Below are 13,509 nucleotides of genomic sequence, written 5' to 3' on the forward strand. Positions count from 1 at the left end.
AGAGGAAGAACAACTTCGAACTACTTCGAACGTGGTCCGAACGATCCGTGAGTCGTGATCACACTGTATACGTACGAAACAGGTGCGTCGAAGAGGGTAGATCGGTAACACGCACGTTCGTTACCACAGAAAGCGGATCACGAGAGGAACCGATCCGAGGCGCGATTGTAAAGCGGGCGGCCAAACAGGACGAGTAGGATCAAGACCCATAGGATCTTCGTGATCGGCCCGGCGAGGAACACCAGCGGATCGTCACCACTGATCAGCATGCTGCGGAGGAACGCGCCTTCGGCGATAGGACCGAGAATCACGCCCAAGAGCAACGGGACCAGCGGATAATCGTTCTTCCGCATCACGAACCCGATGACGCCGAATAGGATCATGAGCCAGATATCGAATATCTGGACCCTGACGGCATACGTCCCCACAACCGTCAACACCAGTATGGACGGGACCAGGAGACTCGCCGGCAGCGTGATGACCCTGACGAGGTATTTCGAGACCCAGAACGCGAACACGAGGAGGATGATGTTCGCGAGGAGGAGGGAGACCATGATAACGTACGCTTCGAGCTCGTAGTCGATCATCAGTTCGGGACCGGGGACGACGCCATGGAGCAACAACGCGGCCAACATGACGGCTGTCGTACCGCTGCCGGGGATTCCCAATGCCAATGTCGGGACCAACGCGCCGGCGGTAACGGCGTTGTTCGAGGCTTCGGATGCGATGACGCCGTCCGGATTACCCTTCCCGAATCGATCGGGCGTTTTGGAGGACGTCTTCGCTATCGCCCAGCTGAGGAAGTTCGCCAACGTCGCTCCGGAGCCGGGCATCGCCCCAACGAGCGTGCCGATAACTACTGCACGGAGCGTTTGAAACGGCCGGGAGAGGACGTATTTACAGCCTTCGATCACCTCGGTGTAGGAGGAGATATCGATATCGGTGTCCTGGCTGATCGCTTCACGCTTGATCAGGAAGAAGAGTTCCGAGATGGCGAACAACCCGACGACGATCGGGATGAACGGGACCTCGTCGTAGAGAGCGAAGAACCCGAAATCGAGCCGTCGTTGCCCCGTCGTAGGATCGACCGGCATCATCGCGATCGTTAACCCCAAGAATCCGGCGATGAGTCCTTTCCGGAGGTTGTCCCCCAGCGTGGCCGCGACGGCAGCGAGACCGAACAGGGCCAGCACGAATATCTCCCGGTTCGTGAACATGAACGCGATGTCTCCGATGGGGTCCAGTAGTACGAGCAACGCGACCGCGGCCAAAAACCCGCCGATGACGCTCGCGAGGAGGGAGATCCCCAGTGCGTTCGCTGCTTGGCCTTTCTGTGACATCGGATACGCGTCCAGAACGGTCGCGGTCGCACCGGAGGTCCCGGGCGTATTGATCAGGATCGCGGGAATCGCACCCCCATAGTTCGCCCCGACGTACAAGCTAGACAGGAACACCAGTGCGATCTCCGCCGTCATCGGAAGGGTAAACGGAAGCGCGATCGCGACGGTGTTGGTGCCGGTAAATCCCGGAATCGACCCGGCGACCATCCCGAGACAGACCCCGATGATGATCAGAAGTACGTTCGCTGGTGTGAGCAGTACTTGCGCCGCCTCGACGATTATTCCTATTTGCATCGTTTTATTGGATGAACAGTAACGCTCCCGTCGGAGGCTGGAGGTTCGCTACGACGACGAAGAGGACGTAGATCAGTGATAAGACCCCGACGGCCGTCGCGATGATCACCCGCCAGTCACGATACCCACCGAGGGGCATGATGACGATCATTGCGAGAAAGCTGGCGGAGAAAAACCCGAGAAGCGGTACCAGATAGAGATACACGAGGGAAACGACGAGCAGTCCGATGGACTGTTTCCACTCTTCGAACAGCTCGAGCACCTCCACTTTCGCCGATCGATCGTGGTTCCTGTAGATCCGATAGACGTCGATCAGTTCCTCGATGTACACCGTCACCAGAAGGGCCAACAACGCGACGATAACGAACAGGGGGTAATAGAGGTTCGAGAGGGCGATTCGACCGAAGACGCTGTTCAGATAGAGGAGCGCGAAAGCGGTACTGAATACGGGTATCAACAGCTTCAGTATCGCGGCCAACTCCCACGCCATCGGCTCTCGATCATCTTCGTCGTCGGTAGCGGCCGCCTCGACGTCTCTGTCGATGTACTCTACGCTACTCTTTACCATAGTCACCCCTGGACGGAAAACCGTGAAACGGTGACGAAGATGTATCGGGATGTGTGATACATTCGATCCAGTACCCCAACAGGGAATCGGTTCTCTCGTTCATTCTAAAACATGACCTATGGTTGAGTTAGGAGGATCCGGAACCATCACGTCGGTTCGTCCGATCGATCGGATCGATTCGGCTGTAGTCGAAGCTCACTCTTCGACCTGTTGGAGCATCACGTCCACGTAGTCTTCCATGTCGGTGAGGTTTTGTTCGATGTGATTCCAGGTCTCATCGGGAGACATATACGAGATCTTGTCCTCCTCACCGAGCTCTTCGAGGTCCGATCGATACCCGTCGCTCGATACGGCGCTTTCGTACGCGTCGACGATGTACTCGAACCGATCGGGGTTCTCATCGGGCAGCCCTGCGGGTGCGAAGTCGAACTGTCGCCCTTCGGTCGGTCCATACGGGATATCGGTTCCAAGCGCTTCGTTCAGTGGAGGAGCGTCGTTGGTGAGATCCGGCCACTGGTTTTCTTCCGCATAGATGGTGAGCGCTTGCGTCTGGTCCGCGATGTCCGCGCTGTTGTACACGCTTCGGTTCGCGATGTCGATCTCACCCTGAAGCAGTGCCGTCTGTGTCGCACCCCCGCCATCGAACGGGACCATCGTGAATTCGGCGTCCGTTTCCTCCATCAGGAGGACCATCGCCAGCATGTTCCGGTTGGTCGGGCCGGAAACCCCACACGTGAGTTCGCCGGGGTTGGCCGTCGCGTATTCGACGAGCTCTTCGATCGTTCCGAACCGGTCCTCGTCGTTTCTGGCTCTGATGATCGCGTGCTCGGTCATCAGGCTTCCGATGGGGTAGATGTCGTCCTGCTGGTATTCGGTGTCCTCCTCGTCGATGAGAAGGGTGAACTCGAACGCCGGGGACCGTGTCGCACCGATCGTATAGCCATCCGGCGGGGCGTTCGCGACGTAGTTGGTCCCGATCCGTGTTCCAGCACCAGCCCGGTATTCGATCTGCGTGTTGACACCCAACTCCTCGTCGAAGTATGGCTGTAGCTGTCGGAGGTTCGTATCCGTTCCCCCTCCCTCGGAATAGGTGTTGACGTGGGTGATCGACTGGCTGGGGAAGTCGCCAGCCCCGTTACCGCCTCCGCCGGAACCGCCGCCACCCATACATCCCGCGAGGGTCACGCCGACTCCGCTCCCGACCGCTGTCAGGAACGTACGTCTATTGGCTTGGTACAGCTTCTCTCCCATGCTAACTACGACTCTGCATTAATTCATAATAAATCTTGGGGTAGTACCATACCCGATCCGTTGGTATTAATTTTCAATTTTTATAGTAGGAATTAAATCGTGTAATCCAGCGACAACACCTCGTTGGGGTTACGATAGACGACGTCGAGGAGTTCCTCCTCGTCGATCCCCAGGCGATACAGTTCCTGTATCGTTCGCGGGATACAGAAAAGATCGCAGTCACGATAGCCCATGGTGTCGCTATCGACGATGATTCGATCGGAACCATACGTCTCGATCGCCGCTGCGATGTCCCGGGTCGTGACGCCCTTGAGCGGAGAACTGACGCTGAACCCGAGGTAGCAGTCGGTGCTCTCCATGACGTATTCCACGATGGAAGGCGCTCCGTGATCGACGATCACCCGTTCATCGGACAGTTTGGACTCGTCGAGGAGTTCGACATCCATCTCCGTCGCCTCTAGCTTGGGCGTGTCGTATTCGAACGCAGGATCCGGTTCGGACAGCCCCAGGCCGCCCCACCCGCGCTCGGACGACGCGCCCGCTGTGCTCTTTTTCGTCGGCGTATGCAGGATCAACGGAACACCCGTATCGTGGGCGATGTTCATCTGTTCTCGAACGATCGGTTTCTGCTCCTCGACGGGCCATCGTGATGCGTACTGGACCGGCTCGATTCCCGTTTCGCCGATCGCGACGACTTCGTCCAGGTCGCAGTACGCCGGCAGCGCCTCCAACAGCGCGTCACAATCGGTGACGCGAGCAACGGTGTGGATACCGATCGCGACGTACGTATCGAAGAGGTGTTTCCGGTTCAGGAAGTCCACCCATTTGATCGCCAGGTCCCACAGAAAGCGCACGTCATCCGGGTCGACCGGACGGTACGGGCTCCAGTGGTAGTTCGCGGCGATCATCACCACCGCCTGTGCCCCGCTCAAGGCGAACTTCTCCTGGTCGTTCCACGAGAGCGTCTGCGTGTGTTGGTGGCTGTCGATCCACGGGATGCGAGTGATCCTCGAGGACTGTGCTGTCGGTCGGTCGCCGAGCTCGTCCGGCGAGATGCCGAGCGGGCGCGACGAGGGATGTGTATTCGAATCGGTCATCGGTGTGGGTCTTTCGTCGGTTGGACTGGTATCGATACCTGCGTTCGCGTATTCAGAACACGCTTCGGGCCCACCCTCCATCGACACTCAGAACGCTCCCCGTGGTGTAGCTGGCTCGCGGCGAGGCGAGAAACGCGACCGCGTCCGCGAATTCGTCGGGGTCACCGGGCCGATCCAGAAGGACCTCGTCCTCCCTCGACCGGGTCGCCTCTTCGACCGAAATACCTCGGTGTTCCGCTCGGCGTTCGATCTTGTATTCGATTCGATCCGTCATCACGAACCGAGGGGTGATGCAGTTCGCACGGACCTCCGGAGCGTACTCGTGGGCGATCGACTTGGTCAAACCGTACAGGCCGAGTCGGAAGACGTTCGAGAGGACGTGGTTCTCGCCCGGCTCACGGGCGGACGCACTCGTCACCGTGATCAACGACCCGCCCCCGTTCGTCCGGAGATGGGGGAGCCCGGCACGGGCGAGGCGAACGTTCGCCTTGATGACGGTGGTGTACGCGGTGTCCCACTGCTCGTCGGTTGCCGCCTCGAACGTTACCGCTGGAGGTCCGCCGTGATTGTTCACAAGGACGTCCAGTCCGCCGAACTCCTCGACGGTCGTCTCGATCGCCGCGTCGATCGAGGCGGCGTCGCTCAGATCACAGACCGTCGTCCGGACCTGGGCCTCCTCGATGCCCGGCTCCGATACGAGGGCATCGCGTGCACGCGCCAGGTTCTCCTCGCTCCGTGAGGACACGACGACGTTCGCGCCCTCCTTCGCCAGTCGCATCGCGCTCGCCCGACCGAGCCCCTTGCTCGACGCCGCAACGAACGCCGTCTTATCCGCCAATCGAAGGTCCATGGGACGTGTACTCGATCGACTCATTTAGTCCTATCCGAACCGGTCCCGTTCTCGAGGACGATCCCCTCGGGGTGGTCCTCGTAATAGGCAAGCAACCCGCCAGCCGCACAGATCTCCCGTAATGCGGACGGTAACGGCTGACAGTCGATCGTCTCGCCGCTGGTGCGGTTTTCGATCCGCCGTCGTTCAGGTTGAACGTCGAGGACGTCCCCGTCGGCGACGGCGTCGGTAACGGCGGGACACCTGATCGGATGCAGGCCGACCGCGATACAGTTCCGATAGAAGATGCGAGCAAAGGATTCAGCGATGACCGCACCGACACCGGCGTGATGGAGGGCGGCAGGTGCGGTCTCTCGACTGCTTCCGGCACCGAAGTTGCTGCCGGCGACGACGAAGTCACCCCGATCGATCGAGGCGGCGAGATCCGGTCGAATCGGCTCGAAGAGGTGGTCGGTGATCTCGTCCATCGGTCGACCGACGTACTGGGCCGGCGTGATGTAGCCGGTGTTGACGTCGTCACCCAAGACGAACGCGCGGCCGCGCATCTCACACCTCCCGTGGGTCGGCGATGTGTCCGCTGATCGCCGTTGCAGCGGCGGTCTCGGGGCTACCGAGGTAGATCTCGGATTCGTCGCTTCCCATTCGACCCCGGTAGTTCCGGTTCTGGGCGGCAAAGCAGGTCTCGCCCTCGCCGATGATGCCCATCCCCAACCCGAGACAGGGCCCACAAGTCGCGTTCGTGACCGTCGCACCTGCCTGCGTGAGGGTCTCGATCAGGCCGTCACGGGTGGCTCGCTGGTAGATCGCTCGCGTCGCCGGCGTGACGATCATCCGGGTATCCGGTGCGACTTCGTTTCCCGAGAGGAGGGCCGCCACGGCGGCGAGGTCGTCGTACGATCCGTTCGTGCAGGTCCCCACGAACACCTGATCGACGTCGACACCTTCGACCGCGGAGACGGGGACGACGTTGTCGACGTCGTGTGGTCTCGCGACTTGCGGCTCGAGCCCGGTGACGTCGTGTTCGATCACCGTCTCGTAGTCCACGTCGGGATCCGCCTCGACGGCGGCGAACGGCTCGTCGGTGCGACACCTGACGTACTCCTCGACCCGTTCGTCGACGGGTGTGAATCCGAACTTCGCGCCGAGTTCGATCGACATGTTCGTCAGCGTCATCCGGTCGTCGATCGAGAGGTCTTCGACGACCGGCCCGGTGAACTCGATCGCCCGATACCGGGCCACGTCGAGGCCGTAGTTGGCGGCCAAGGAGAGGACGACGTCTTTCGAGGAGACGTGCGGGGGGAGGTCGCCGGTGAGGTGAATCCGTATCGTCTCCGGTACCCGAAACCAGACCTCCCCGGTCAACAACGCGTACACCATGTCCGTATCGCCGACGCCAGTGCCGGCAGCCCCGAAAACGCCGTGCGAGACCGTGTGCGAATCCGTTCCGATGACGACCTCGCCGGGACGGACGTGTCCGCGTTCGGGGAGGACGAGGTGGCTGATCCCGGTGCCGACGTCGTAGAAATGCTCGACGCCGTACGATTCGAGCAGCCGTCGAACCCGGGCTTTCGTATCGGCGTCATCGACGCCGTGGGATGGCGCCACGTGGTCGAAGACCACGACGACCTTCGAGGGGTCCCAGAGCTCAGAAATCCCCCTCTCGTCGAGGCGGTTGAAGACGGCCGGCGCGTGGACGTCCTGTACCATCGCGACGTCGACGCCACAAACGACGTACTCACCAGCAGAAACGCCGGATGATCCCGATCGGTTCGCGAGGACCTTCTCTGCAACGGTCTGACCCATGGCCGTGGGATTCGGCCCGACCGACATAACCGTTCGCCCGGTGTGGACCACCGGGAAGCAAAGAGTCAAATGGCCGATGACCACACTAGAGACGAGAAACGTGTCGCGAGCACGATCATCGGTTGTCACGGCGGGACGACGAGCGGTCGAATACCGACTGATCATCCTCGTCTCGCTCATCTGGTTCATGGTGCAGTTCGTCCGGTACGTGTTCCCGCCACTGTTCGAGACGCTCCAAGCGACGTACGGCGTGTCCAACACGCAGACGGGACTGCTGTTTACGCTGTTGATGCTAGGGTACTCGACGGCTCAGTTACCGGCAGGGGTGCTCGGCGATCGGTTCGGCGAACCCCGCGTCATCCTCGGCGGGGTGGGACTGTTCGCTACGGCAGCGATCGGGGCGTTTCTCGCGCCGACGTTCGCGCTCTTGACCGCGGCAGCGGTCGTGATCGGCGTGGGTACGGGGGTACACAAGACCGTCGCGATCCCCTATCTCTCGAAGGAGTACCCCCAGCGGACGGGGTTGGCGCTCGGCGTACTGGACACGATCGGGCAGTTCGGCGGTATCGTCGCACCGGTCGTCGTCGTCGGGCTGTTGGCGAGTCCGCTTCACTGGAACGTCGTGTTCACCCTGATCACGGTCGTAAGCCTCGGGCTCGGGGCGATCTTTTTCATCAGCACCACCTCGTCGACGACGGTACAGTCCGAACGGAGCCGTGCGGAGACCGACGGAAGCGATGACCCCGGCGTTCGGGCGTACCTCTCGATCTTCTCCGATCGGAGGCTCGTCCTGTTCCTGGTCGTGACGACGCTTTTCACGTTCGTCTGGAACGGGATCGCGTCGTTCTTTCCGCTGTTCCTGGCGACACAGAAGGGGATGTCCTCCGACATGGCCGGGCTGGCGTACTCGCTCCTGTTCGCGGCGAGTCTCAGCCAGTTGGTGACCGGCGATATCAGCGATCGGCTCGGCCGGCTTCGGGTCGCGCTCCTGTTGTTCGTCCTCATGATCGTCGGCCTCGCGCTGATCATCGCGGTACAGGCGTTAGTCCCGCTCCTCGTTCTCACGGTCGTGATGGGCATCGGACTCCACGGGTTCAGACCGGTTCGGGACTCCTACCTGATGGACATCATCCCCTCGTCCATCGGAGGTGGCACCCTCGGTATCGTCCGAACCGTTATGACGGTGATCGGCGCGCTCTCCCCCGCGCTCGTTGGCTATCTGTCGGATACCGTCGGATTTACCGCTGCGTTCGTCGTCCTCATCGTCGGTCTGCTCTTCGGGATCGCCGTCATCAGCGTGCTCGAGACGTGAGCGGGCACGACCGGTTCCGCCAAAACCCGTCTCACTCGCCGCTGTGGCGCCGTTTACGAGGACGTGGAAACGGTGTACTCCGCGAGGACGTCCTCGTCGATTTCGATGCCGAGGCCGGGCCCCTCGGGCGGCGTGATCTCGCCGCCGTCCTCGACTCGGATATCGTCCTGGTTGGCGATGTGAGGCCCGCCAACGTACTCGCCGGGGTCGTCGATGTCGTCCACGAGGACGGCGAATTCGATCCGCTCACACGCCCGGCTGGCGGCTGCGACGTGCAGGCTCGCCGCGTAGTTGACCGCCGGACCGAGGGCGTGGGGGATCAGCTGTTTGCCGAACGCCTCGACGAGGTCGGCGACGCGGGTCGCGCCGGTGACGCCGCCCGCGTAATCCAGCGACGGTTGATAGATCTCGAGCGCGTTGGCCTTCAGATGATCGACCGCGGGGTAGTGCGGCGTGTGCGTCTGATACCCGGAGATCGGCACCGTGACCTTCCGGTTGAGGTCGGCTTGGCCGCTGATGTCGGTGTGAGCGATCGGTTCCTCGAACCACTCGAGTTCGTACTCGCTCGCGGTCTTGGCGACACGCAGCGCGTCGGGAAAATCGTAGGACGTGTTGGCGTCGATCGCCAATCCGAACTCGTCGGGCGTGTTGGTCTGTATCTCGCGGATCCGTTCTCGGTCCTCCTCGACGCCGAACCCGGCGCCGACCTTCATCGCGACGAAGCCCTTATCAGCCAGCCAGTGGGCGTCCTCGATCAGCTCGTCAATCTCCTTTTCGGCCGGGAACGTCGCATAGGCGTGGATATCGCCACACTCGCCGCCGAGCAGCTCGTAAAGCGGCTGGCCGGCGTTCTTCCCCTTGATGTCCCACATCGCCTCGTCGAGCGCGCTGAGCGCACCGTAGGCGCCAGCACGCTTCACGTGGAGGTACAGCTCGTGCCAGTGTTTCTTGACGTTACGGGGGTCCTTGCCGACGAGATGGCGGGCCATCGATCGGATGCTCCGTTCGAGGAACAGGTTGTCCTCGACGGAGCGGTAGAACGACTCCCCGAGGCCGGTGATCCCCTCGTCGGTGTGGATCCGCACGAGGACGGAACTGATGTCGAGTGACCGATCGCCGACCTGCGCCGGCAACGAGGCCGCATCGACCGGGCTCTCGAGTACGGCGGTCTCTATTTCGGTGATTTCCATTGCGGATGCTCATTCTCAGTTCCACTACTTAAGAATTGAGATGAAAACACACGGTAGTGTTACTCACACCCGCTTCCCAACCGGAGTCGGAAAACCGGTCGAGACTCAGTCGAACTGGACGACGTCGCGCTCGACGAGATGGGTCGACTCGGCGATCCGGTCGGACGCGTGTGCCCGAAGGAGCTCTCGGTGATGAGGGCGTCAGACGCGGTATTCTTCGACCTTGTCCTCGTCCAGTTCGATCCCGAGGCCCGGGCCTTCGGGCGGCGAGATCGTGCCCCCGTCCTGAACGTAGACCGCCTCCTGGTTCTTCACGTAGGGACTGGCGATGAACTCCCCGGGGTCGTCGATCTCGTCGTCGAACACCGCGAACTCGATGAGCGAACACGCCGGGCTGGCGGCGACGACGTGCAGGCTCGCGGCGTAGTTGATGAGCGGTCCGAACGTGTGAGGGACCAACTGTTTGTCGAACGCCTCGACGAACGTCGCGACGCGGTTCGCGGACGTGATCCCGCCGACGAGATCGAGGGTCGGCTGATAGATCTCCAAGGCGTCGGCCCGGAGGTGTTCGATGGCCGGATAATGGGGGGTCTGCGTCTGGTAGGCGGCGATCGGGACCGAGACGCGCTCGTTCAGTTCGGCCATACCCTGAACGTCGAGGTGAGAGATCGGTTCCTCGAACCACGCGAGATCGTGTTCGCTCGCGGTCTCGGCGACCGCGAGCGCTTCGGCGGTGTTGTAGGACGTGTTGACGTCGATCGCGAGGTCCATCCCCTCGGGCAAGTCCTCGCTGATCGTTTCGATACGCTCCTGGTCGTGCTTGACGCCGACGCTCGCACCGACGATCTTGATCGCCTCGAACCCTTTCTCCGAGAGCCAGACGGCGTCCTCGACCAGCCGTTCGCTCTCCTTGAAATGTGGAAAGGTCGCGTACGCCTTGATCTCGTTGACCTGACCGCCGAGCAGTTCGTAAACGGGCTGGCCAGCGTTCTTCCCCTTGATATCCCAGAGCGCCTCGTCGACCGCGCTGAGCGCGCGATACGCACCCGATCGCTTCACCTCGACGTACATCTCGTGCCACAGCCGCGTGACCTCGCGCGGGTCCCGCCCGACGAGCTTCTTCGAGAGGGCGTTGATGCCGTGCTCGAGGAACTTCGCCTCCTCGCCGGTGGGGTCGAAGACGAACGATTCACCGAGACCCGTGATCCCCTCGTCGGTATGGACCTTCACGACGACGGGGGTGACGGTGATGTTCTGCTCGGACGTGCCGCCTCGTCGTGTGATCGTATCGAGCGCACGCTCTAGCCGGATCGGCTCGACGTTCGTGATTTCCATGACCCACGCTCTCATCCGACACGTAAATAACTTCACGTGTCACACGCCCCCTGCCGATTCGGAACGAGCCAGACCTCAGGAAAGGACGATCTGTGCCGGCCCCAGCGCGCCGTACTGCTCCTTGTGGAGCGTCATCTCGACCGCGCGCTCGAACGAGTCGAGGCCCGAAAGTTCGTGGGTGATGTAGTCGTCGATGGAGATCCGGCCCTGTTCGACCAACCGTGCAGCGAGCGTCCCGGTCGTCCGACCGGGCCCGAGGGTCAACAGTCCCGAGACGGGGTTGATCCAGTCGACGCTTTTCGACCGAAGGGTGCGCGGTGTGACCGTGAGATCGCCGATGATGTAGCCCACCTGCAGGACGGTACCGCCCCGCGTGACCATGTCGACCGCCTGGGCGAGCGGGTCGGACCCGTCCGTCCCGTGGTCTTGATCGCCGCCGACGGCCTCGATCACGACGTCAGCGCCGATTCCACCGGTTCGTTCACGGACTGCCGTGACCGCATCAGTCGAAGTGGCATCGATCGGCGACAGTCCGTGGCGAGCAGCGATATCGAGTTTCCGTGGATCGATATCGACGACGATGACGTCGCTTGCGCCCTGGAGCAGGGCGAGTTGCGCGGACTGAAACCCCATGACCCCCGTCCCGACGACGGCGACGATATCACCTTGTTCGATACCGGCGTCTCTGAGACACAGCACGGAACTGGCGAGCGGCTGCATCGCGGCGGCCTCCGCATCGCTGACCCCCTCGGGTACCCGACAGAGCGGCTCGGCGGGAAGCGAGACGTACTCCGCGAGGGCACCGGGGATGTCGTACCCGATGTAGGTCTTGTCCGTACAGTGGAGTGCCCGGCCCGACGTACAGTAGTTGCACTCACCACACGGGATCTTGCCGGGGGCATAGACCCGATCGCCGGGCTCGAAGGAAGCTACCTCGTCGCCGACCTCGACGACCTCTCCGCAGAACTCGTGACCGAACAGCCGAGCGCTCCCGCCGTCGAGCCGATCGCGGACCGTCTCGTAATGGGCGATCTCCTCCCCGTGATAGAGGTTACATTCCGTGACGCTGAGTTGAACGCGCTTGACCTCGACGAGCACGTCGGTCGCCCCGATCGATGGCATCGGAACGTCTTCGACACGAGCCTCGCCGAACGCCTCACACACGACGGCATCCATGTGACCAGCCATCTATCCCCCCGTACAAAGAGGTTGGCCTCGGATCGAGGGAGTCGCTCGGGGTGTTTGAGACCCCACGAGACGGTGATGATCGGCTCGAACCACGCGCCTGGCGGGCCTAGCGATCAGTCGACGCGAAACCGTTCCAGGACGCCGTGATCGATCTCGATGCCCAGTCCCGGACCGCCGGGAACCGCTACCGACGCCCCCTCGTTGACGATCGGGTCGACCGCGAGCTCGTCACGGATGGGGTTCGGCGTGCGGTCGAACTCGAGCATCGGGTTTCCGGGGATCGTAGCGAGGACCTGTAGGCTCGCGGCTAAGGCGACGACGCTCCCGAAGACGTGGGGTAAACACTGCACGTTCCTGGCATCCGCAAGCGACGCGATCCGCCGCATCGACGTGATGCCGCCCGCACTCGTCACGTCCGGCTGGGCGTAGCTGACCGCCTGCCGATCGAACACCCGGTCGAACTCCTCGACGAACGCCCAACACTCCCCTCCGGCGATCGGGACGTCGAGTTCGCGGTTCAACCTCGCGTACTCCTCGACGTGCTGTGGTCCGATCGGTTCCTCGAAGAAGTAGATGTCGAGGTCGTTCAGCCGTCTCCCGACCCGCCGCGCGTCGGCCGTGTCGTATCCGTGATTCGCGTCGGCCATCAGCCGGATATCGTCCCCGACGGCGTCCCGTATCGCGCGCAGTATCTCGACGTCGGTATCGATGGACCACGGAAAGTGACGACCGACCCCGATCTTCACCTTCAGGGCGTCGAACCCGGCATCGACGTTGCCCTCCGCCTCCTCGACGACGGCTCGTTTGAACGCATCGGTGCCATCGACGTCGGGAAAGAAATGGCCTGTGGCGTACGCCTGGACCGCCTCACGCCGCCGACCGCCGAGTAGACGCGAGACCGACTCGCCGGCGATCTTCCCGTAACAGTCCCAAAGCGCCATATCGACGCCGCTCACGACGCTGGCCGGCACGTAGGAGTGATACGACGAGCGGAGTTTGAACGTCAACTCGTCGTGGATGCGTTCGACGTCGCGTGGGTCCTTCCCGATCAACCAGGGGGTGACGTACTCCTCAACGACCTCCCGGTTGCCCGCGACGGGCCCCCAACACTCGCCCCACCCGACGGTGCCATCGTCGGTTTCGATCCGGACCAGACAGTACTCCCGGCTATCGATCCACTTCTGTGCGTTTGCGAACCGTTCGTCGAGGTCTCTGTACAGCGCGACGGCCTCTACGTCTCGGATCTGCATGGACCGTCGTTTGTCGGCCAGCTAATCAATA

At 62.1% G+C, this 13,509-nt stretch carries 12 protein-coding genes; 1 reads left to right on the forward strand and 11 read right to left on the reverse strand.

Annotated features, from left to right (window positions below; translation table 11 throughout):
- Positions 1-137: 137 nt before the first annotated feature.
- The 7 genes from QRT08_RS15970 to QRT08_RS16000 all read right to left on the reverse strand — a co-directional run bounded on the left by QRT08_RS15970 (position 138) and on the right by QRT08_RS16000 (position 7,203).
- On the reverse strand, positions 138-1,634 hold the full coding sequence (locus tag QRT08_RS15970) for a tripartite tricarboxylate transporter permease (protein ID WP_286046971.1): 1,497 nt from the start codon (positions 1,632-1,634) through the stop codon (positions 138-140).
- 4 nt (positions 1,635-1,638) lie between these two features.
- Positions 1,639-2,202 carry a tripartite tricarboxylate transporter TctB family protein gene (locus tag QRT08_RS15975; RefSeq protein WP_286046972.1) on the reverse strand — a complete coding sequence of 188 codons (564 nt, stop codon included), beginning with the start codon at positions 2,200-2,202 and terminating at the stop codon, positions 1,639-1,641.
- 195 nt (positions 2,203-2,397) lie between these two features.
- The gene (locus tag QRT08_RS15980) at positions 2,398-3,453 is read right to left on the reverse strand and encodes a Bug family tripartite tricarboxylate transporter substrate binding protein (RefSeq protein WP_286046973.1); all 1,056 of its coding nucleotides are present in this window, start codon (positions 3,451-3,453) and stop codon (positions 2,398-2,400) included.
- A gap of 92 nt (positions 3,454-3,545) precedes the next feature.
- Positions 3,546-4,550: a TatD family hydrolase gene (locus tag QRT08_RS15985; protein ID WP_286046974.1), complete on the reverse strand. Its 1,005-nt coding sequence runs from the start codon at positions 4,548-4,550 to the stop codon at positions 3,546-3,548.
- A 52-nt stretch (positions 4,551-4,602) separates the two neighbouring features.
- Positions 4,603-5,400, reverse strand: coding sequence for an SDR family oxidoreductase (locus QRT08_RS15990; protein ID WP_286046975.1), 798 nt, complete (start codon positions 5,398-5,400; stop codon positions 4,603-4,605).
- Between the two features lie 20 nt (positions 5,401-5,420).
- Positions 5,421-5,945, reverse strand: coding sequence for a LeuD/DmdB family oxidoreductase small subunit (locus QRT08_RS15995; protein ID WP_286046976.1), 525 nt, complete (start codon positions 5,943-5,945; stop codon positions 5,421-5,423).
- 1 nt (position 5,946) lies between these two features.
- On the reverse strand, positions 5,947-7,203 hold the full coding sequence (locus tag QRT08_RS16000; RefSeq protein WP_286046977.1) for a 3-isopropylmalate dehydratase large subunit: 1,257 nt from the start codon (positions 7,201-7,203) through the stop codon (positions 5,947-5,949).
- Positions 7,204-7,390: 187 nt separating this feature from the next.
- Between QRT08_RS16000 and QRT08_RS16005 the strand changes: the two genes are divergently transcribed.
- The gene (locus tag QRT08_RS16005; RefSeq protein ID WP_286046978.1) at positions 7,391-8,515 is read left to right on the forward strand and encodes an MFS transporter; all 1,125 of its coding nucleotides are present in this window, start codon (positions 7,391-7,393) and stop codon (positions 8,513-8,515) included.
- A 53-nt stretch (positions 8,516-8,568) separates the two neighbouring features.
- Here the strand turns inward: QRT08_RS16005 and QRT08_RS16010 are convergent, their stop codons facing one another.
- From QRT08_RS16010 to QRT08_RS16025, 4 genes are all read right to left on the reverse strand, one after another.
- Positions 8,569-9,705, reverse strand: coding sequence for a mandelate racemase/muconate lactonizing enzyme family protein (locus QRT08_RS16010; protein ID WP_286046979.1), 1,137 nt, complete (start codon positions 9,703-9,705; stop codon positions 8,569-8,571).
- A 201-nt stretch (positions 9,706-9,906) separates the two neighbouring features.
- Positions 9,907-11,040: a mandelate racemase/muconate lactonizing enzyme family protein gene (locus QRT08_RS16015; protein WP_286046980.1), complete on the reverse strand. Its 1,134-nt coding sequence runs from the start codon at positions 11,038-11,040 to the stop codon at positions 9,907-9,909.
- Between the two features lie 75 nt (positions 11,041-11,115).
- A complete protein-coding gene (locus QRT08_RS16020) occupies positions 11,116-12,216 on the reverse strand; it encodes a zinc-dependent alcohol dehydrogenase (RefSeq protein WP_286046981.1) in 1,101 nt (366 codons plus the stop codon).
- Between the two features lie 125 nt (positions 12,217-12,341).
- Positions 12,342-13,478, reverse strand: coding sequence for a mandelate racemase/muconate lactonizing enzyme family protein (locus QRT08_RS16025; RefSeq protein ID WP_286046982.1), 1,137 nt, complete (start codon positions 13,476-13,478; stop codon positions 12,342-12,344).
- Positions 13,479-13,509: the final 31 nt, after the last annotated feature.

Source organism: Halalkalicoccus sp. NIPERK01 (assembly GCF_030287405.1).
Taxonomy (GTDB): Archaea; Halobacteriota; Halobacteria; order Halobacteriales; family Halalkalicoccaceae; genus Halalkalicoccus.